Origin of the sequence: Acidovorax soli, from assembly GCF_900107605.1 — a bacterium.
GTDB lineage: Bacteria > Pseudomonadota > Gammaproteobacteria > Burkholderiales > Burkholderiaceae_C > Acidovorax > Acidovorax soli.
Genome location: NZ_FNQJ01000037.1, coordinates 1 through 19,730 on the forward strand (window position 1 = coordinate 1; position 19,730 = coordinate 19,730).

Consider the following 19,730-nt stretch of genomic DNA (forward strand, 5'->3'; position numbering starts at 1 on the left):
CAGGCCACCTTCGCCAGCAAGGTTGAACTCACGGCCGACCAAGTCAGCGTCACCCGCGAAGTCGACGGCGGCCTGGAAACCCTGCAGCTTTCGCTGCCCGCCGTCATCACCACCGACCTGCGCCTGAACGAGCCCCGCTACGTCACCTTGCCCAACATCATGAAGGCCAAGAAAAAGCAGCTCGACACCGTCAAGCCCGAAGACATCGGCGTCGATGTGGCCCCGCGCCTCAAAACCCTGAAGGTGACCGAACCCGCCAAACGCGGCGCCGGCATCAAAGTGGCCGACGTCGCCGCCCTGGTGGAAAAGCTGAAAAACGAAGCGAAAGTCATTTGACCCCCCTGAGCCGCTTCGCGTCTTCCCCCCAGGGGGACGACACCCTCGGTGCGGGGCGGCCCTTCCTCGGTGTCTCGTGCCTCGGCCTCGGTTGAACGATGACCGCGGTGGATACCGACATCACTCAAGATTCAAGAGAAAGACGACTGCCATGACATCTCTCGTTATTGCTGAACACGACAACGCCACCATCAAGGGCGCCACCCTCAACACCGTCACCGCCGCAGCCGCCTGCGGCGGCGAAGTCCATGTGCTGGTCGCCGGCCACAACGCAGGCGCCGCCGCCCAGGCCGCTGCACAAATTGCCGGAGTTGCCAAAGTCATCCACGCCGACGCCCCCGGCCTCGAACACGGCCTGGCCGAGAACGTCGCAGCGCAAGTGCTGGCCATCGCAGGCAACTACAGCCACATCCTGTTCCCCGCCACCGCAGGCGGCAAGAACGTCGCCCCGCGCGTGGCCGCCAAGCTCGACGTCGCCCAGATCAGCGACATCACCAAGGTGGTGAGCCAAGACACCTTCGAGCGCCCCATCTACGCCGGCAACGCCATCGCCACCGTGCAAAGCGCAGACAGCGTCAAGATCATCACCGTGCGCACCACCGGCTTTGACGCCGCAGCCGCCACCGGTGGCTCCGCCGCAGTGGAAACCGCAACCGCCACCAACGATGCCGGCAAGAGCAAGTTCATGGGCAGCGAAATCGCCAAGAGCGACCGCCCCGAGCTGACCGCCGCCAAGATCATCGTCTCGGGTGGCCGGGCCCTGGGCAGCAAGGAAAAGTTCGACGAAGTCATGACCCCGCTGGCCGACAAACTCGGAGCCGCTCTGGGTGCCAGCCGCGCAGCGGTGGACGCGGGCTACGCGCCCAACGACTGGCAAGTGGGCCAGACGGGCAAGATCGTGGCGCCGCAGCTGTACGTGGCAGCGGGCATCTCGGGGGCGATCCAGCACCTGGCGGGCATGAAGGACTCCAAGGTGATCGTGGCGATCAACAAGGACCCGGAGGCGCCGATCTTCAGCGTGGCCGACTATGGGCTGGAGGCGGATTTGTTCCAGGCCGTGCCGGAACTGGTCAAGGCGCTTTAAAGCCTGTCCGTCCGCAAAAAGGCATCGCTTGCGATGCCTTTTTTTTGACATTGCATCCTCTCGGAGAACCCCATGAGCTACACCGCCCCCGTCAAGGACATGCTGTTCAACATGCAGCACCTGGCCCATATTGAACAGATCGCGCAGATCCCCGGCTTCGAGGACGCCGGCCTGGACACCGCCGCTGCCGTGCTGGAAGAGTGCGCCAGGTTTACCGAGGGCGTGCTGGCTCCGCTCAACTTCGAGGGCGACAAGAATCCGTCGTCCTGGAAGGACGGCGTGGTCACCGCTACGCCGGGCTTCAAGGACGCGTTTCGCCAGTTCACCGAAGGCGGCTGGCAGGGCCTGCAGCACCCGCAAGACTTCGGCGGCCAGGGTTTGCCCAAGACCATTGGCGCGGCTTGCACGGAAATGCTCAACAGCGCCAACATGAGCTTCGCGCTGTGCCCGCTGCTGACCGATGGCGCCATCGAGGCGCTGCTGACCGCCGGCAGCGACGAGCTCAAGGCCATCTACCTCGAAAAACTCATCTCCGGCCAGTGGACCGGCACCATGAACCTGACCGAGCCGCAGGCCGGCTCCGACCTCGCGCTCGTGCGTACCAGGGCCGAGCCGCAGCCCGACGGCACGTACAAGGTTTTCGGTACCAAGATCTTCATCACCTGGGGCGAGCACGACATGGCCGAGAACATCGTCCACCTCGTGCTGGCCCGCGTGGCGGGAGCGCCCGAGGGCGTGAAGGGCATCAGCCTGTTCGTCGTGCCCAAATTCCTCGTCAACCAGGATGGCAGCCTGGGCGCGCGCAACGATGCACATTGCGTGAGCATCGAGCACAAGCTGGGCATCAAGGCCAGCCCCACGGCTGTGCTGCAGTTTGGCGACCATGGTGGCGCCGTGGGTTATCTTGTCGGTGAAGAAAACCGCGGCCTCGAATACATGTTCATCATGATGAACGCCGCGCGCTATGGCGTGGGCATGCAAGGCATCGCGGTGGCCGAGCGCGCCTACCAGAAGGCCGTGCAGTATGCCCGCGACCGCGTGCAGAGCCGCCCCGTGGACGGCAGCATCAACGCCAGCGCAGCCATCATCCACCACCCGGACGTGCGCCGCATGCTCATGACCATGCGCGCCACCACAGAAGGCTGCCGCGCCATGGCCACCGTGGCGGCGGCTGCCTACGATGCCGCCCACCACCACCCCGATGCCGAGGTGCGCAAGCAGAACGCCACGTTCTATGAATTCATGGTGCCGCTGGTCAAGGGCTACAGCACCGAGATGAGCCCGGAAGTCGCCAGCCTGGGCGTGCAGGTGCACGGCGGCATGGGCTTCATCGAGGAAACGGGCGCGGCGCAGTACTACCGCGACGCCAAGATCCTGACCATCTACGAAGGCACCACCGCCATCCAGGCCAACGACCTGGTGGGCCGCAAGACCGCGCGCGACGGCGGCCAGACGGCCAGGGCGATTGCCGCGCAGATCGAAAAAACCGAAGCCGAACTGCTGGCCAGCGGCACCCCCGCCGCCAAGACCGTGGCGCGCCGGCTTGCGGCGGCACGCCAGGCCTTCCTGGATGTGGTGGACTTCGTCATCGGGGGCGCCAAGGTCAGCCCCAATGCGGTTTTTGCCGGCAGCGTGCCTTATCTCCTGCTGGCAGGCAAGCTCGTGGCGGGCTGGCAGCTGGCGCGCAGCCTGCTGGTGGCCGAGGACCTGTTGCCCAAGGGACAGGACGAAGCCTTCCTGCGCGCAAAAATCACCACGGCGCAGTTCTATGCCGAGCACATCCTGGTCAAGGCACCGGGCCTGCGCGACAGCATTGTCGAAGGCGCCGCCAGCGTGACCGATCTGGCGCTGGACGCCTTCTGAGACTGCCTGCCCTGTGAAAGCTCCCTGCGGTGCAGGGACTGTCTGCTAAAAAATGATAGCTGCTAGCGCTTTTGGAATAAGCGCTAAAGGCATGTTTCATTCATATTTTTCGGAAAGTTGTTGCCATGTCGAAACTGCCCCCCGTGTTGCAGAACCTGTCACTGCCCGTGATCGCATCGCCGCTGTTCATCATCAGCAACCCCAAGCTGGTGATCGAGCAGTGCAAGGCCGGCGTGGTGGGAGCCATGCCCGCGCTCAACGCCCGCCCCGCCGAGCTGCTCGACGAATGGCTGGCCGAGATCACCGAAGCCCTGGCCGCCTACAACCAGGCCCACCCCGACAAGCCTGCGGCGCCCTTTGCCATCAACCAGATCGTGCACAAGAGCAACGACCGGCTGGAGCATGACATGCAGGTCTGCGCCAAGTACAAGGTGCCGATCATCATCACCAGCCTGGGCGCCCGCGAAGACGTGAACCAGGCCGTGCATGCCTGGGGCGGCATCGTGCTGCACGACATCATCAACAACAAGTTCGCGCACAAGGCAATTGAAAAGGGTGCCGACGGCCTGATCGCCGTGGCGGCCGGTGCGGGCGGCCATGCGGGCGTGAAGAGCCCGTTTGCACTGATCCAGGAGATCCGCCAGTGGTTCGACGGCCCGGTGGCGCTCAGCGGCTCCATCGCCAGCGGCGGCGCGGTGCTGGCCGCGCAGGCCATGGGTGCGGACTTTGGCTACATCGGCTCGGCCTTCATTGCCACGCACGAGGCGCGGGCCTCGGATGCCTACAAGCAGGCCATCGTGGAAGGCAGTTCAGACGACATCGTCTACAGCAACCTGTTCACCGGCGTGCACGGCAACTACCTGGCGCCGTCGATCCGCGCGGCGGGCATGGACCCGGACAACCTGCCCGAGTCCGACCCGAGCAAGATGAACTTTGGTGGCGACGCCAAGAAGGCGTGGAAGGATATCTGGGGTTGCGGGCAGGGTATCGGGGCGATCAATGCAGTGACCAGTACGGCGGAGCTGGTGGCCAAACTGCGGGGTGAGTATGAGGCGGCGCGGGCGCGGTTGAAGTTGTAATTTTGGCTGTGGCGCTTGTGTGTCTTGCGCTGGCAGCTATTGTTTTTGTGGTTTTGACTATGCCTTGGCTGAGGTCGGAGGCCGGGTCTCGGCCCGGCGGCCGACTCACTTTCTTTTGCTTCGCCAAAAGAAAGTAAGCAAAGAAAAGGCGACCCTGCTGTCTGCGACGGGTTTTTGGGGTCAGAGCCCCAATTCACCGAGCCTACGGCTCGCCCCGAAGGGGTGCGGTGCTACGCATCGCAGTGAAATGGGTGTCTGACCCCAAAAACCCGCAACCTGGGGTGCTCGGTCGCGGGGTGCGCCGTGGAACTCACTTCGCTGCTGCGCAGCTGCGTTCAAACAACCACGGCGAGTCAGTTCACGAAGTGGGTGTGTCCTGCGGCACACCCGCCGCCCCGCGCCCTGCGCGCCCCAGGCGCAGCCAGAAGGGCTTGGGGCAGCCAAACAACCAACAGCCCCACGGGCCATCGCTGCGCTCGGCCCAAGTTGCGCAGCGCGAGGCGCTTGCGCCCGCGAGATTGGGCCGAGCGCAGCGATGGCCCGAACGGATGTTTGGCCGCTACCCCATCTGGCTGCGCCTGCGGCGGGGCGGTTGCGGGGTGAGCATGGGCGCCAGTGCGCCCATGCCTCGTCAACTGACTCGCCGTGGTTGTCCGAGCGGCGCGCGCAGCGCAAAGCGAGTTCCACGGCGCACCCCGCAACCGCTCCGACGCAGGTTTGCCCCCACGCATAGCGTGGGGGTCGCAGACTGTGGGTCGCCTTTCTTTTGGGTACGTTTCTTTGGCGAAGCAAAGAAAAGTACCTCGCCCGCCGGGGCGAGACCCGGCCTCCGCCCTCAGCAAACGCACGCAGCAAACTGCAAAAACAATAGCTACGAGCGCAATCCAGCAAATTGCCGAACCCCAATCCAACCCCAAAACTCACAACCCGTAAGTCAACTCCCGCGCCTTCCCCCAGAACACCCGGTACATGAAGATGGTGTACAGAATGATTGCCGGCAGCGTGATCGCCACCCCCACCCCGATCACCGCCAGCGATTCGGTGGCGCTGGCCGCCTCCCACACCGTCAGCCGGTCGATCACGATGTAGGGATAGATGCTGTAGGCCAGCCCGAAGAAGGCCAGTACGAAGATCAGCACGGTGGCCGCGAACACGATCCAGCCATAACCAGCCGCTACCACGCGCGGTGCTGCCAGCACATGGCGGATGGCAAAGAACGCCGCCACGCACGCCAGCGGAATCGGCAGCAGGGCGAACAGCTCGGGCAGCACAAACCATTTGTCGAACACCGTGCGGCTGACCAGCGGCGTGGCCAGCGAGATTCCCATGAGCGCGAAGCCCATGGGCCACAGGGCGCCCTGGCCCCAGCGGGCGGCCTTGCGCTGCAGTTCGCCATCGGTCTTCATGATGAGCCAGCCCACGCCCAGCATGGCGTAGGCGGCGGGCAGGGTGAGCGCGATGCCGGTGGCAAACAGCATTCCCCACAGGTCACGCTGAAAGCCCGTGATGTAGGCGCCCAGCATCCAGCCCTGGGACAGCGTCGTGACCAGCGAGCCGGCGGCGAACACGCGGTTCCAGGTGGCCTTGTGGGCGTCGCGGGCCTTGACGCGAAAGTCGAATGCCACGCCGCGCAGCACCAGGCCCAGCAGCATCACCGCCACGGGCAGGTACAGGGCCGACAGCACCATGCCGTGCGCCATCGGAAAGCAGATCAGCAGCACGCCGATGCCCAGCACCAGCCAGGTCTCGTTGGCGTCCCAGAAGGGGCCGATGCTGGACACCATCACGTCTTTTTCGGCATCGGTGGCGAAGGGCAGCAGCATGCCAACGCCCAGGTCGTAGCCGTCCAGGATCACATAGGCCAGCAGCGCCAGGCCCATGATGGCCATGAAGATCAGGGGCAGGGCCGTGGCCCAGGTCAGCGTTTCCATGGGGGTTCCTCAACTGGCTTGAGCGGGTGCCGGGGGCGCCACGGCGGGCAGGGGCAGGGTCGAGTGCTCGGCCATGTACTTGATCACGCCGACATAGGCCGTGAGCAGCAGCACATAGACCGTGAGATAGGCCGCCAGCGTGCCGGCGACCATGGCGGGTGCGTGCGGTGCCACGGCGTCTGCCGTCCTGAACAGGCCATAGACCAGATAGGGCTGGCGACCGATTTCGGTCACGTACCAGCCGGCCAGCGTGGCCACCCAGCCCGAGAACGCCATGCCCACCAGCGTGTACAGCAAGGGGCGGGGCAGGGTGGCAAGGTCGTGTGCGCGGCGCCGGTACAGCACCCAGGCGGCCACCCAGGCAACGGCCAGCATCAGCAGGCCCAGGCCCACCATCACGCGAAAACCCCAGAAAACGGGCGCCACGGGCGGGTGGGCGCCGGGAAATTCGTTCAGGCCCTTGAGTTCCGCGTCGGCGTCGTGCGCCAGGATCAGACTGGCCCCCTTGGGGATCTGCAGGGCGTAGTCGGTGCGGCTTTCCTTCTCGTTGGGCCAGCCGAACAGTGTGAGGGGAGCGCCTTTTTCGGTGTGCCAGATGCCTTCGATGGCGGCGATCTTGGCGGGCTGGTGCTGCAGCGTGTTCAGGCCGTGCAGGTCGCCCATGAAGATCTGCAGCGGAATCACGAGGGCCACGGCCGTGATGGCGGTGCGCAGTGCCTTGCGCGTGCCCTCGGTGGCCGTGCCCTTGAGGAGCTGCCATGCGCTCACCCCGGCGATCAGAAAGCCTGCCGTGAGGGCCGAGGCCAGCAGCTTGTGGCCCAGGCGGTAGGGGAACGAGGGGTTGAACACGATGGCCAGCCAGTCCACCGCATGGAACTTGCCATCGATGATTTCGTAGCCGGCGGGCGTCTGCATCCACGAGTTCAGGCTCAGGATCCAGAAGGCCGACAGCGTGGTGCCAAAAGCCACCATCAGCGTAGCCACCAGGTGCACACGGTCGGACACGCGGCCGCGGCCGAACAGCATGATGCCCAGGAACGTGGCTTCGAGGAAGAAGGCGGAGAGCACCTCATAGCCCAGCAGCGGCCCGGCGATGTTGCCCGCGTGTTCCATGAAGCCCGGCCAGTTGGTGCCGAACTGGAAGCTCATGGTGATGCCCGAGACCACGCCCATGGCAAAGGTCAGCGCGAACACCTTGGTCCAGAAATAGTAGGCCTGCTCCCAGCCCGCCGCAGCCGGAGTGCCACGCGTGGCGTCGTGGCGCAGGCGGAAGAACACCAGGAACCAGCACAGCGCGATCGTGATGGTGGGAAACAGGATGTGGAAACTGATGTTGGCGGCAAATTGCAGCCGCGACAGCATGAAGGTGTCCATCGTCAAACCCCCTTGTCCTTGGCGGCGGCGCCTTTGCCGGTGAGCCGGTCCTTGAATTCGAGCACGCGGGTGACGGCCGTGCCCATGCCCATCAGCTGCATCGCCGTTTCGGGGGCGAGGCGCTGCACGTCGTCAAACCAGGTCATGAGCCGGTCGATCAGCTCGTGCATGTCGCGCATGCGCTCCTGGGCATGGCGCTCTTCGTCCGACGTGGGCGCTTCGAGCAGCGCCATGCGCAGCATGGACAACGTGGGCTCGATCTCGCGGCGGCGGCGTTCTTCGGCCAGCACGCGGAAGATCTCCCACACATCTTTGGGCGCCTCGAAGTACTCGCGCCGGTCGCCGGGCTGGTGGCTGAGCTTGACCAGGCGCCAGGATTGCAGCTCCTTGAGGCCCATGCTCACGTTGGAGCGCGAAAACTCCAGGGCTTCGGCAATCTCGTCCGCATTCAGCGGGCGGGGCGACAGGAAGATGAGGGCATACATCTGGCCCACGGTGCGGTTGATGCCCCAGCGGCTGCCCATTTCGCCGAAATGGGCCACGAACTGGCGATTCAAAGGAGGTAAATGATTGACGTAGGTCATGGACACGCATTGTGCCTGTGATTTATCGAATTTTCAGTAATTACTGAAAATTCGATAAATTCAAGAGATGTTGAAAAAAGCGATGACCTGGGTACCTGCCGAGCGGGTCCCGGTACGGGCTCCAGCACGCGTTTGCCAGAAAGTGGACAATAGAAGGTTTTTCGCCCCGCGCCATGGCAGGCACCCTGCCGCCGCTCTGCTTTTCTGCATGACCTCTGCTCACTCCCGCACGCCGCTGATCGACATGGCCAAGGGCCTTGCCTGCGCCGCCATCGTGTGGCACCACCTTGCTTTTTATGGCCCCATGTCGGACATCGCGCAGCCGCTGGCACCGGATTTGATGGCTTGGCTGTACGAGTACGGGCGCATGGCCGTGCAGGTGTTTCTGGTGCTGGGCGGTTATCTTGCAGCCAGCAGCCTGGCGCCCCGGGGGCTGGCGCGGTTTGACAGCGCCAGCCAGCAGATCGCACGGCGTTTCGTGCGGCTGGTGGTGCCCTATGCCGTGGCGCTGTTGCTGGCCGTGGTGGTGGCGGCGCTGGTGCGCAACTGGACGGATCACCCCTCGGTGCCCGGTGCGCCCGATCTGGCCCAGCTGGTGGCCAATGCGCTGCTGCTGCAGGACATCGTGGGCGAAGAGGCGCTGTCGGCGGGCGTATGGTACGTCGCCATCGACTTTCAGCTTTTCGTGTGTTCCGTGCTGCTGTTCGCGCTGGTGCGGGCGTTTTGCACCGGAGAGCGGACGCACCACGCCGCCTGGGCGGGGCGTGCGCTGGTGGTGGGCGGCACGGCCGCCTCGTTGCTGGCGTTCAATCGCCAGCCGCAAATCGATATGTGGGCCCTGTATTTCCTGGGCGCCTATGGTATGGGCATGATGGCCTATTGGGCAGTGCAGGCACCGCGCGCCGGCGGGTGGATGGCGGCCATTGCCGTGCTGGGTGCCGCCGCCCTGGCGCTGGATTTCCGGGAGCGTATTGCCGTGGCGCTGGTGACGGCGCTCGCGCTGGCATGGGCGCTGCGGTCACCCCGCTGGCGGCAGTGGCCGGGGCTCGCACCGGTGGTGCGGCTCGGGCAGCGGTCGTACTCGGTGTTTCTGGTGCACTTTCCGGTGTGCCTGCTGGTCAATGCGGTGGTCGGCCACCTGTGGCCCGAATCGCCCGCCTGGAATGCGCTGGGCATGCTGGCGGCCTTCGCCTTGTCGCTGATGGCGGGGTGGCAGCTGTATGAGCGTGTGGAGCGCCATGTGCCGTCCTGGAGCACGGCGCTGCGCTGGCAGGCCGGGCTGGTGGGCACCGGCATGCTGGTGGCGGTGACCACCAGCCATTGGGGCCTGATGGCGTGATTGCTCCTGCCGTTCAGCGGTGCAGTTCGCCCGCACTCTCGGGCTGGTAGACGATGCTTTTCACCCGCACGGTCATGGCCTTGCCGCCAGGGCCGGGCCAGGCCAGTTCATCGCCCACCGACAGGCCCAGCAAGGCACTGCCCACGGGGGCAAAGATCGAGATGCGGTCGGCGCTGCCGTCCATGTCGCGTGGGTACACCAGCGTCAGGCAGAACTCCTTGCCGGTTTCCTGCATCGTGAACTGCACCGTGGAGTTCATGGTCACCACATTCGGCGGAATTTCCTCGGGCGCCAGCACATCGGCGCGGTCCAGCTCTGCCTGCAGGTCGGCCTTGCCCGGGAAAACGCTGGTCGGAATCGCCGCCAGCAATGCCTCAATGCGGTCCAGGTCCAGGGATGACAGGATGATCTGGGGTTTGCGCGCCATGCAGTACCTCGAAAGCTAGTTGTAAAGGCCGGGACTGTAGTGGATCGCGAATCTCGCACTGCATAGCGTGGTCAAAGCGGGTGCGGTTTCTTGCATGGATAAGCTAAAAAACTGTATATTTGTACAGTTATGCAAAGTGAAGCCCACCCCGATGATCTGCCCGGCGGCTTGCCGCCCGAAGCGCGCATTTCCATCCACGCCATTCGCGGCCGGGGTGCCGCCACGTTCATGCCCCACCGGTTCATGCACGATACCCGCACGGCAGTGGATGATGGCTGGGATTTCCCACTGGAGGATGCGGGCCAGGCCGTGCCGCCACCCACCCGCGTGCACCTGGAAACCGCACGCAGCGCGCTGTGCGCCAACGACTCTCCCGACATCTTTTTTGACCACTCGGTCAACCCCTACCGGGGTTGTGAGCATGGCTGCGTCTATTGCTATGCCCGGCCCACGCACAGTTATCTGAACCTGTCGCCAGGGCTGGATTTCGAGACGCAGATCATTGCCAAGCACAACATTGCCGCGGTGTTGCGCTCCGAGCTGTCACGCCCTGGCCATGTGCCGCGCCTGCTGAATATCGGCTCGGCCACCGACTGCTACCAGCCGGTGGAGCGCGAGCTGCGGCTCACGCGCGGCGTGATCGAGGTGCTGCGCGATGCGCGGCATCCATTTTCGCTCCTCACCAAGAGCAGTGGGGTCGAGCGCGACCTCGACCTGCTGGTGCCGCTGGCGGCGCAGCGCCTGGCGGCGGTGTATGTGACCATCACCACGCTGGATGCGCAGCTGGCCCGGCGCATGGAGCCGCGCGCGGCCGCGCCGCACCGGCGCCTGCGCACCATCCAAACCCTGGCCGAGGCCGGCGTGCCCGTGGGGGTGAGCGTGGCGCCGCAGATTCCCTTCATCACCGAAGACATGGAGCAGGTGCTGGAGGCCGCGCGCGATGCGGGTGCGCGCAGCGCCTTCTACACCGTGCTGCGCCTGCCCTGGGAGCTGGATGCGCTGTTTCGCGAATGGCTGGCGCTGCATTACCCCCAGCGCGCCGCCCGCGTGCAAGATCTGCACAACCTCGACAACGCCCAGCGCGGCGCAGGCAAAACCTACGACAGCGACTACACCACCCGCATGAAGGGCAGCGGCCTGTGGGCCGACCTGCTGCGCCAGCGCTTCACCGGCGCCTGCCGCAGGCTGGGGCTGAACCGCGAGCGCGTGGAACTGGACCTGGACCAGTTTCGCCCGGGGCTGGCGCGGGGGCAGGGCAGCCTGTTCTGAGCCGGCTGCGCGGCTGTGGCGCCGAGAGGGTGAAGGCTGGTGCGAACTATCCTTGCCACAGCCGCTGCACCACCTGCGTGTACAGCGGAATGCCCAGCACGATATTGAGCGGAAACGTCACCCCCAGCGACAGGCTGACATACAGCGAGGGTTCTGCCTCGGGGATGGCAAAGCGCACCACCGCGGGCACGGCGATGTACGACGCGCTGGCCGCCAACACCGCCAGCAGCACGGCGTCGCCCACGGGCACCTGCAGCAGCCAGGCCAGAGCAACCGCCAGGCTGGCATGCAGCAACGGCCCCAGCACCGCATAGGCCAGCAGCCAGGGCGATTGCCGGCGCACGGCGGGCAGGTTGCGCGCGGTAGAAAGTCCCATGTCCAGCAAGAACAGGCACAGCATGCCCTTGAACAGGTCGCCCGAGAAGGGCTGCATGGCTGCCTTGCCTGCATCGCCCGTCACCAGGCCAATCACCATGGCACCCAGCAGCAGCAATTGCGTGCCATCGGTAAACGATTCGTGCAGGATCTTGCCTATCGCCAGGCGCGGCCCCGGTGGGGCCGTTGCTGTGCCACCGTTGCCCATGGCCCCCGCGCCCAGGGTTGCCCCACCCACCGATGCCATCGCCACCACGGGCTGCACGCGGGTGATGGGAATTGCGGCAGTTGCCGGCGCCGCCTGACGCTGCCGCAGTGCATTGGCCAGCATCACTGCCAGGATGATGGCTGGTGACTCCATCAGTGCCATGACGGCCGCCATGTAGCCGCCGTAGGGCACCGATTGCGACTCCAGGTACTGCGTGGCCGTCACAAACGTCACCGCGCTCACCGATCCATAGGTGGCCGCCACGGCCGCTGCGTTGAAGCCCGACAGCACGCGCCGCAGCACCACATAGCCCGCCAGCGGCACCACCACGGCCAGCAGCACCGCCAGCCCCAGGCTGCTGGCAACGCTGGGAGTAAAGCCCGATGCCGCCAGCGCAAAGCCGCCCTTCAGGCCCAGCGCCATCAGCAGGTAGATCGACAAGAATTTCGAGATGGCCGCAGGCATCTCCAGGTTGGAGCGGACCAGGCCCGCAAACACCCCCAGGGCAAAAAATAGGACCGCAGGGTCCAGCAAGCTGTGCATCGTTCAACTCCTTTGGCCGGAATGCTATGCAGTCCATAGTGCAAAGTAAAATCGATTCGAATGCAGTCATCCATAGATAAAAATCGATGAATATCACGTTTCGCCAGTTGCGGCTTTTTCTGGCGCTGGCCGAAACCGGCAGTGTCAGCGCCGCCGCCAGGCGCATGCACGTCACGCAGCCCACGGCATCGATGCAGCTGCGCGAGGTGACGCAGGCCGTGGGCATGCCGCTGTACGAAGTGGTCTCGCGCCGGGTTCACCTTACCGAGGCCGGGCAGGTCCTGGCCCGCACGGCGCGGGCCATTGCCGGCGAGTGGGATGCGTTCGAGCAGCGCGTGGCGGGCGCCAAGGGGCTGACCAGCGGGCGCCTGAAGGTCGCCGTGGTGAGCACCGCCAAATACTTCATCCCCCGCCTGCTGGGCAGTTTCTGCAAGCTGCATCCGCAGATCGACATTTCGCTTGAAATCCTCAACCGCGACCACGTCATCACGCGCCTGCGCAGCAACCTGGACGATCTCTACGTCATGTCCATGCCGCCGGCCGACCTGCCGCTGGAGGACCAGATCCTGATGCCCAACCCGCTGGTGGTCATTGCCGCCGCCACCCACCCGCTGGCGCTCAGAAAGCGCGTCACGCTGGCGCAGCTGCAGGGAGAGCGGTTCATCCTGCGCGAAAAAGGCTCGGGTACCCGCATGGCCACCGATGCGCACCTGCGCCAGCGGGGTTTTACCCCGACCGCTGTGCTGGAGCTGGGCAGCAACGAGGCCATCAAGGAATCTGTGGAGGGGCAACTGGGCGTTTCCATCCTCTCCCGCCATGCGCTCGGTGCGCACCACGAGGGTCTGGCGGTTCTCCCGGTGCAGGGCTTTCCCATCCGGTCGCAGTGGCACCTGGTCTGGCCTCGGGGCAAGCAGCTGTCACCGATTGCCCAGGTGTTTCAGGGGCACTTGCTGAGCGAGGCGATAGGGTGGCAGGGGGCGCGGTGAGGCCGCGCGTTGTCAGCCCGCCGGGCGGCAGCCTGCAAACATGTCCAGCGCGGGGTTGTAGGCGCTGGTCTTCACGTCCATCAGGCCCAGCACCGAATGGAAGTAGTGGTCATGGCTGATGCGCCGCTCGGTCAGGTCCTTTTGCAGGCAGCCCGTGGTCAGATGGGTGCGTGACTGCATGGCGGGCGAGAGCCAGGTGATCCAGGGCACATGCTTTTGCACATCGGGTGCGATGGCATAGGGCAGGCCATGCAGGTAGATGTTGTTCTCGCCCAGAGATTCGCCATGGTCCGCGACGTACATCATCGCTGTTTGCGCTTGCTGGGATTGGGTTGAAAGCCAATGGAGCACGGAATCGAGGAACTGGTCGGTCTGCACGATGCTGTTGTCGTAGGCATTCACCACCTGCTCCTGCGTGCATTCCTGCAGGGCGGTGGCGGTGCATTCGGGCTGGAACTTCTTCAGGGCCTGGGCCGATCGCTTGTAGTAGGCCGGGCCGTGGCTGCCCATCTGGTGCATCACCAGCACGGTGCCGCGGTTGCGCTGCTCGGCGGGCAGTTCAGCCAGGCGCTTGTCCAGGTCCTTGAGCATGATGGGGTCGAGGCACTCGCCGTCAGGGCACAGGGCCGGGTCTGGCAGGGCCGTGGTATGCACCTGGCCGACGCGCTCGCACACGCCCTTGCAGCCGGCCTGGTTGTCCAGCCACAGCACGGCCAGACCCGCGTGGTGCAGCACATCGATCAGGCTTTCATAATTGGCCTTGCGTGACTCGAAGCCGCTGCGCCCCAGGTGCGAGAACATGCAGGGCACCGAGGCCGCCGTGCTGGTGCCGCACGACCACGCGTTGCGCGCCGTGACTAGGTCACTGCGGGCCGACAGCAGCGGCGTGGTGGGGCGGGCGTAGCCGTTCAGGCCGAAGTTCACGCTGCGGCCGGTTTCGCCCAGCACCAGCACCAGCAGGGGCGGCTTTTGCTGGCCTGCGTAGCTGGCGCCCAGCTGTGCGTCGCGGCCCAGGGGCATCAGCGTGCTGGTGTCCAGCCGCAGCGGCTTGGTGGCAATGCTGCCCAGCGCGTACACGCTGTTGAGCGGGTTGATCAGGTAGCGCAGCTTGGTGTGGTTGCGCATGGTGGAGGCGAATTCCTGGAACACCAGCAACAGGCAGACCACGATGACCACGATGGCCCCCACCAGCAGTGCGCCGTTGTGTGCCATGTGGCGAAAGGCATGCATGCGGCGCACCGGCCGGCGGTAGAGCCACAGCAGGGGCGGTGCCGTGAGGGCCAGCACGGTGGCCAGCATGCGCCAGTTGAGCAGGTCGCCGGCCTCTTTCACATCGGTCTGCATCACATTGACCAGCATGCTGGCGTCGATGGCGATGCCATAGGCGAGCATGAAATAGGCGCCGAAGGCGGCCATGAGCAGCATCACGGTGATGGCGGGCTTGAGCGTCCAGCGCCAGGCCAGCAGGCTGAGCAATGCGGCGTTGCCCGCCGCAACAATCACGGCAAACGCCAGCGCAAAGCCCCAGCCGCGCAGCGTGCCCTGGCCGGGCAGCGCCGCCACTTCACGCCACAGCGGCACATTGCATGCGGTGGCCAGCCAGGCGCTGGCCAGCACCACGACCCATGCGGGGTGGATGTCTCGGGTGGCATGAGGAGGGTGGGTGACAGCGCGACGGCCGAACACAAGGCGCTGCAGGCGCTGCAAAGACAAAAGCATGGAAGGATTGTCCGTAGCGCTGCTTAACTGGAAATTAATGCTCAGGCCAGCGCGGTGGCGTGGTGCCGCAGGTGGTCGGCCAGGAAAGTCTGGACGAAATAGTAGCCATGGTCGTAACCCGCGTGCTTGCGCAGCGTGAGCGGCTGGCCGACTTGTGCGCAGGCCTCCTCGAACCGATGCGGATGCAGCTGGGTGGCCAGAAACTGGTCGGCCAGACCCTGGTCGATCAGGATGCCCTGGGGATAGGGCGCGCTGGTTTGCTGGCCCATGAGCACACTCGCGTCATGGGCGCCCCAGGTGCTTTCATCCTGGCCCAGGTACCCGGTGAAGGCGTTGTGCCCCCACGGGCACTGGGTGGGCGCGCAAATCGGCGCAAAGGCCGAGACGCTGCGGAACACACCGGGGTGACGCAAGGCGAGCGTGAGGGCGCCGTGACCCCCCATCGAATGCCCGAACAGGCCCAGGCGCTGGTCGTCGAGGGCAAACTGCGCCGCCACATCGGGCAGCAATTCCTTGACGAGGTAGCTTTCCATGCACCAGTGGCCGGCCCAGGGCATCTCGGTGGCGTCCAGATAGAAGCCGGCGCCCACGCCGAACTCCCAGTGGTTGCTTTCTCCCAGGATGCCCGCACCGCGCGGGCTGGTGTCGGGGGTGAGGAGGGCCAACCCCAGTTCGGCCGCCAGGCGCTGTGCGCCGGCCTTGATCGCAAAGGTTTCCTCGTTGCAGGTCAGGCCGGCCAGGTAGGTCAGCAGGGGCTGTTTCTGCCCGGCCAGCGCCTGCGGGGGCAGGTACAGGCCAAAGCGCATCGGCAAGCCGATTTCGGAGGAGTTGTGCTTGTAATAGCGCTGCACGCCACCAAAGCAGGCGTGTTCGCTGGTCAGTTCAAGGTCAGTGAAGGTCATGGATATCAAATTTGGTAGCTGCAAGCGCTTATGGATAAAACGCTAGCGGCTGATTCCATCAATAAATAACCACGCCGCGGATGGATTCGCCGCGCTTCATCAGGTCGAACCCCTTGTTGATGTCTTCCAGCGGCATGGTGTGGGTGATCAGGTCGTCGATGTTGATCTTGCCCTCCATGTACCAGTCCACGATCCTGGGCACATCGGTGCGGCCGCGCGCGCCGCCGAAGGCCGAGCCTTCCCATTTGCGGCCGGTGACCAGTTGGAAGGGGCGGGTGCTGATCTCGGCTCCGGCCTCGGCCACGCCGATGATGATGCTGCGCCCCCAGCCCTTGTGCGTGCATTCGAGCGCCTGGCGCATCACGGTGGTGTTGCCAATGCACTCGAAACTGTAGTCGGCGCCGCCGTCGGTGAGCTGCACGATGGCATCCACCACGTTCTCCACCTCCTTGGGGTTGATGAAGTGCGTCATGCCGAACTTGCGCGCCATCTCCTGGCGGGCCGGGTTGATATCCACGCCGATGATCTTGTCGGCACCCACCATCTTCGCGCCCTGGATCACGTTCAGGCCGATGCCGCCGAGGCCGAACACCACCACGTTGGCGCCGGCCTCGACCTTGGCGGTGAAGATCACCGCGCCGATGCCGGTGGTGACGCCGCAGCCGATGTAGCAGACCTTGTCGAAAGGCGCGTCTTCACGGATCTTGGCCAGCGAGATCTCGGGCGCCACCGTGTAGTTGCTGAAGGTGCTGGTGCCCATGTAGTGGAAGAGGGGCTTGCCGTCCATGCTGAAGCGGCTGGTGGCGTCGGGCATCAGGCCCTTGCCCTGCGTGCCGCGGATCAGCTGGCACAGGTTGGTCTTGCGCGACAGGCAGAACTTGCACTGGCGGCATTCGGGGGTGTAGAGCGGGATGACATGGTCGCCCTTCTTGAGCGTGGTCACGCCCGGCCCCACGTCCACCACGATGCCCGCACCTTCGTGGCCCAGGATGGCGGGGAAGATGCCTTCGGGGTCGGCGCCAGAGAGCGTGTAGTAGTCGGTGTGGCAGATGCCGGTGGCCTTGATCTCCACCAGCACTTCGCCGAATTTCGGCCCTTCGAGGTCCACGGTTTCAATGGTCAGGGGCTGGCCTGCTTGCCAGGCGACGGCGGCTTTGGTTTTCATGGGGGTTCCTCAGGTGACGGTGTCGCAGCACTATACGGGCCACCGGCGGTGGTGACCACAGGCACAAAAAAACCCGCCGGAGCGCGGCGGGCTTTGGGGCTGCCGGGGCGCGCGGGGCGCCGCCGATCAACGGGCCGTCAGGGGCGGAACATCACGGCGCACCGAGCCGGTGAACAGCTGGCGTGGGCGGCCAATCTTGTACTCGGGGTCGCTGATCATTTCGTTGAGCTGGGCAATCCAGCCAACGGTGCGGGCCAGTGCGAAGATGCCGGTGAACAGGTTCACCGGAATGCCCATGGCGCGCTGCACGATGCCCGAGTAGAAGTCCACGTTGGGGTACAGCTTGCGCGAGACGAAGTAGTCGTCTTCCAGGGCGATCTTTTCCAGTTCCTTGGCCAGCTTGAACAGCGGATCGTTCTCCAGGCCCAGCTCTTTGAGCACTTCGTTGCAGGTTTCCTGCATGAGCTTGGCGCGGGGATCGTAGTTCTTGTAGACGCGGTGGCCAAAACCCATCAGCTTCACGCCGGAGTTCTTGTCCTTGACCTTCTCCATGAACTCGCCCACCTTGGACACGCCGCCCTGGCGCTGGATGTCTTCCAGCATGTTCAGGCAGGCTTCGTTGGCGCCACCGTGGGCAGGGCCCCACAGGCAGGCCACGCCGGCCGAGATGGCCGCAAACGGGTTGGTGCCCGACGAGCCGCACAGGCGCACCGTGGAGGTGGAGGCGTTCTGTTCGTGGTCGGCGTGCAGGATGAAGATGCGATCCAGGGCGCGTTCGAGCACCGGGTTGACCTTGTAGTCCTCGCAGGGCGTGCCGAACATCATGCGCAGGAAGTTGCCGGAGTACGACAGGTCATTGCGCGGATACATGTAGGGCTGGCCGACGCCGTACTTGTAGGCCATGGCAACCAGCGTGGGCATCTTGGCGATCAGGCGGATCGCGGCGATGTCGCGGTGCTGCGGGTTGTTGATGTCCGTGCTGTCATGGTAGAAGGCCGACATGGCGCCCACCAGGCCCGTGAGCACCGCCATGGGGTGCGCGTCGCGGCGGAAACCGCGCAGGAAGAACTGCATCTGCTCGTTGACCATGGTGTGGTCGAGCACCAGCTTGTGAAAGTCGGCGCGCTGGGTGGCGTTGGGCAGATCACCCTTGAGCAGCAGGTAGCAGGTGTCCAGGTAGTCGCACTGCGTGGCCAGCTGTTCGATGGGGTAGCCGCGGTACAGCAGTTCGCCCTTGTCGCCGTCGATGTAGGTGATGGCAGACTGGCACGATGCCGTCGACAGGAAACCGGGATCGTAGGTGAACATGCCGGTCTGTGCGTACAGCTTGCGGATGTCGATCACGTCCGGGCCGATGCTGCCCTGGTAGACCGGCATTTCCACGCTGGGGCTGCCGTTGCTGAACGACAGGGTGGCTTTGTTGTCTGCTAGCTTCATTGTTACTTTCCTTTGGGTTTCCGATGATCCGGTCTGGGGCTGTCTATTCAGGGCCAGGGTGCTATTGCACGGCTGCGCTGCCGCCTTGCCGCAGCATGCCCAGCACTTCGTGCACTTCTGCGGTGTCCAGCGGGGCCTGGGGCTCGCGTCGGCGCAGCAGCAGGTCCAGCAGGTCGTTGTCCGCCAGGTCCATCAGGGCCATCAGGCCGTCGGCGTGGCGTTGGGTGAGCTGGGGCTCGAAGCGGGTGAAAAACTGCTCGATGAACAGGTCGTTCTCGAGCAAGCCCCGCCTGCAGCGCCAGTGCAGCCTGCTCAGTGCGCGTTCATCAAGCAGCGGCGAGGCTGCTGCGCAGGCGGTGGTGGAAGTTTCACCCATGGCTTGATGCTCGCTTCAGATGGCGCGACGCACCATCAGTTCCTTGATCTTGCCGATGGCCCGCGTGGGGTTCAGGCCCTTGGGGCACACGTCCACGCAGTTCATGATGGTGTGGCAGCGGAACAGGCGGTAGGGATCTTCGAGGTTGTCGAGGCGCGCGCCCGTGGCGTCGTCGCGGCTGTCGGCGATGAAGCGGTAGGCCTGCAGCAGGCCGGCGGGACCCACGAACTTGTCGGGGTTCCACCAGAAGCTGGGGCAGGACGTGGAGCAGCTCGCGCACAGGATGCACTCGTACAGGCCGTTGAGCTCCTCGCGCTCTTCGGGCGACTGCAGGCGCTCGCGGTCGGGTGCCAGTTCTTCGTTGATCAGGTAGGGCTTGATCGAGTTGTACTGCTTGAAGAACTGCGTCATGTCCACGATCAGGTCGCGGATCACGGGCAGGCCCGGCAGCGGCTTGAGCACGATGGTGCCCGTGAGGGTGTTCATGTTCGTCAGGCAGGCCAGGCCGTTCTTGCCATTGATGTTCATGGCATCGGAGCCGCAGACGCCTTCACGGCAGGAGCGGCGGAACGACAGGGTGGGGTCCTGTTCCTTGAGCTTGATCAGCGCGTCCAGCAGCATGCGCTCATGGCCGTCGAGTTCGATCTCGATGGTCTGCATGTAGGGCTTGGCATCCTTGTCCGGATCGTAGCGGTAGATTTGGAATGTGCGTTTTTGCATGTTTCTTCTCTCG

The 19,730-nt window shown here is 65.0% G+C and carries 18 protein-coding genes; 7 read left to right on the forward strand and 11 right to left on the reverse strand.

All coding sequences use genetic code 11. The features are described from left to right. The 4 genes from BLW02_RS17010 to BLW02_RS17025 form a co-directional block, all read left to right on the forward strand. Positions 1 to 336, forward strand: a 336-nt coding sequence (locus tag BLW02_RS17010; RefSeq protein WP_425285675.1) for an electron transfer flavoprotein subunit beta/FixA family protein, incomplete at its 5' end; no start/stop codon positions are given. Positions 337 to 487: 151 nt separating this feature from the next. Then, positions 488 to 1,420, forward strand: coding sequence for an electron transfer flavoprotein subunit alpha/FixB family protein (locus BLW02_RS17015; protein WP_092700674.1), 933 nt, complete (start codon positions 488 to 490; stop codon positions 1,418 to 1,420). A gap of 72 nt (positions 1,421 to 1,492) precedes the next feature. Further along, the gene (locus tag BLW02_RS17020; RefSeq protein WP_092700677.1) at positions 1,493 to 3,283 is read left to right on the forward strand and encodes an acyl-CoA dehydrogenase; all 1,791 of its coding nucleotides are present in this window, start codon (positions 1,493 to 1,495) and stop codon (positions 3,281 to 3,283) included. 125 nt (positions 3,284 to 3,408) lie between these two features. Beyond that, entirely contained in the window at positions 3,409 to 4,362 is a 954-nt protein-coding gene (locus tag BLW02_RS17025; RefSeq protein ID WP_092700680.1) for an NAD(P)H-dependent flavin oxidoreductase, read from the forward strand. A gap of 920 nt (positions 4,363 to 5,282) precedes the next feature. On the opposite strand, the gene BLW02_RS17030 is transcribed toward BLW02_RS17025, so the two are convergent. From BLW02_RS17030 to BLW02_RS17040, 3 genes are read right to left on the reverse strand one after another with little or no spacing between them, the layout of a single operon-like run. Then, positions 5,283 to 6,293 carry a cytochrome d ubiquinol oxidase subunit II gene (locus BLW02_RS17030; RefSeq protein WP_092700683.1) on the reverse strand — a complete coding sequence of 337 codons (1,011 nt, stop codon included), beginning with the start codon at positions 6,291 to 6,293 and terminating at the stop codon, positions 5,283 to 5,285. A gap of 9 nt (positions 6,294 to 6,302) precedes the next feature. Continuing rightward, a complete protein-coding gene (locus BLW02_RS17035) occupies positions 6,303 to 7,667 on the reverse strand; it encodes a cytochrome ubiquinol oxidase subunit I (protein ID WP_092700685.1) in 1,365 nt (454 codons plus the stop codon). Between the two features lie 2 nt (positions 7,668 to 7,669). Further along, positions 7,670 to 8,251, reverse strand: a complete 582-nt coding sequence (locus BLW02_RS17040) for a GbsR/MarR family transcriptional regulator (RefSeq protein WP_092700688.1) — start codon at positions 8,249 to 8,251, stop codon at positions 7,670 to 7,672. Positions 8,252 to 8,459: 208 nt separating this feature from the next. Here BLW02_RS17040 and BLW02_RS17045 point away from each other — a divergent pair, with 208 nt between their 5' ends. After that, a complete protein-coding gene (locus BLW02_RS17045) occupies positions 8,460 to 9,590 on the forward strand; it encodes an acyltransferase family protein (RefSeq protein ID WP_092700691.1) in 1,131 nt (376 codons plus the stop codon). Positions 9,591 to 9,603: 13 nt separating this feature from the next. Here the strand turns inward: BLW02_RS17045 and rnk are convergent, their stop codons facing one another. Continuing rightward, positions 9,604 to 10,017 (reverse strand): nucleoside diphosphate kinase regulator, encoded by a 414-nt coding sequence (rnk, locus tag BLW02_RS17050; protein ID WP_092700694.1) that lies wholly within the window; start codon positions 10,015 to 10,017, stop codon positions 9,604 to 9,606. A 129-nt stretch (positions 10,018 to 10,146) separates the two neighbouring features. Here rnk and BLW02_RS17055 point away from each other — a divergent pair, with 129 nt between their 5' ends. Further along, positions 10,147 to 11,286, forward strand: a complete 1,140-nt coding sequence (locus BLW02_RS17055; protein WP_092700697.1) for a PA0069 family radical SAM protein — start codon at positions 10,147 to 10,149, stop codon at positions 11,284 to 11,286. A 46-nt stretch (positions 11,287 to 11,332) separates the two neighbouring features. On the opposite strand, the gene BLW02_RS17060 is transcribed toward BLW02_RS17055, so the two are convergent. Beyond that, positions 11,333 to 12,412, reverse strand: a complete 1,080-nt coding sequence (locus BLW02_RS17060; RefSeq protein ID WP_092700700.1) for a sodium-dependent bicarbonate transport family permease — start codon at positions 12,410 to 12,412, stop codon at positions 11,333 to 11,335. Positions 12,413 to 12,498: 86 nt separating this feature from the next. Between BLW02_RS17060 and BLW02_RS17065 the strand changes: the two genes are divergently transcribed. Beyond that, positions 12,499 to 13,398, forward strand: a complete 900-nt coding sequence (locus tag BLW02_RS17065; protein ID WP_092700703.1) for a LysR family transcriptional regulator — start codon at positions 12,499 to 12,501, stop codon at positions 13,396 to 13,398. 12 nt (positions 13,399 to 13,410) lie between these two features. On the opposite strand, the gene BLW02_RS17070 is transcribed toward BLW02_RS17065, so the two are convergent. From BLW02_RS17070 to BLW02_RS17095, 6 genes are all read right to left on the reverse strand, one after another. Next, the gene (locus BLW02_RS17070) at positions 13,411 to 15,117 is read right to left on the reverse strand and encodes a phosphoethanolamine transferase (RefSeq protein WP_092700706.1); all 1,707 of its coding nucleotides are present in this window, start codon (positions 15,115 to 15,117) and stop codon (positions 13,411 to 13,413) included. Positions 15,118 to 15,158: 41 nt separating this feature from the next. Then, positions 15,159 to 16,019: an S-formylglutathione hydrolase gene (gene fghA / locus BLW02_RS17075; RefSeq protein ID WP_092700709.1), complete on the reverse strand. Its 861-nt coding sequence runs from the start codon at positions 16,017 to 16,019 to the stop codon at positions 15,159 to 15,161. A gap of 58 nt (positions 16,020 to 16,077) precedes the next feature. Next, a complete protein-coding gene (locus tag BLW02_RS17080; RefSeq protein WP_026436040.1) occupies positions 16,078 to 17,184 on the reverse strand; it encodes an S-(hydroxymethyl)glutathione dehydrogenase/class III alcohol dehydrogenase in 1,107 nt (368 codons plus the stop codon). Positions 17,185 to 17,310: 126 nt separating this feature from the next. Continuing rightward, positions 17,311 to 18,621 (reverse strand): citrate synthase, encoded by a 1,311-nt coding sequence (gltA, locus tag BLW02_RS17085; RefSeq protein ID WP_092700712.1) that lies wholly within the window; start codon positions 18,619 to 18,621, stop codon positions 17,311 to 17,313. Between the two features lie 61 nt (positions 18,622 to 18,682). After that, positions 18,683 to 18,997 carry an FAD assembly factor SdhE gene (locus BLW02_RS17090; protein WP_092700715.1) on the reverse strand — a complete coding sequence of 105 codons (315 nt, stop codon included), beginning with the start codon at positions 18,995 to 18,997 and terminating at the stop codon, positions 18,683 to 18,685. Between the two features lie 15 nt (positions 18,998 to 19,012). Next, complete coding sequence (locus tag BLW02_RS17095; protein WP_092700718.1) at positions 19,013 to 19,717, reverse strand: succinate dehydrogenase iron-sulfur subunit; 705 nt, start codon at positions 19,715 to 19,717, stop codon at positions 19,013 to 19,015. Positions 19,718 to 19,730: the final 13 nt, after the last annotated feature.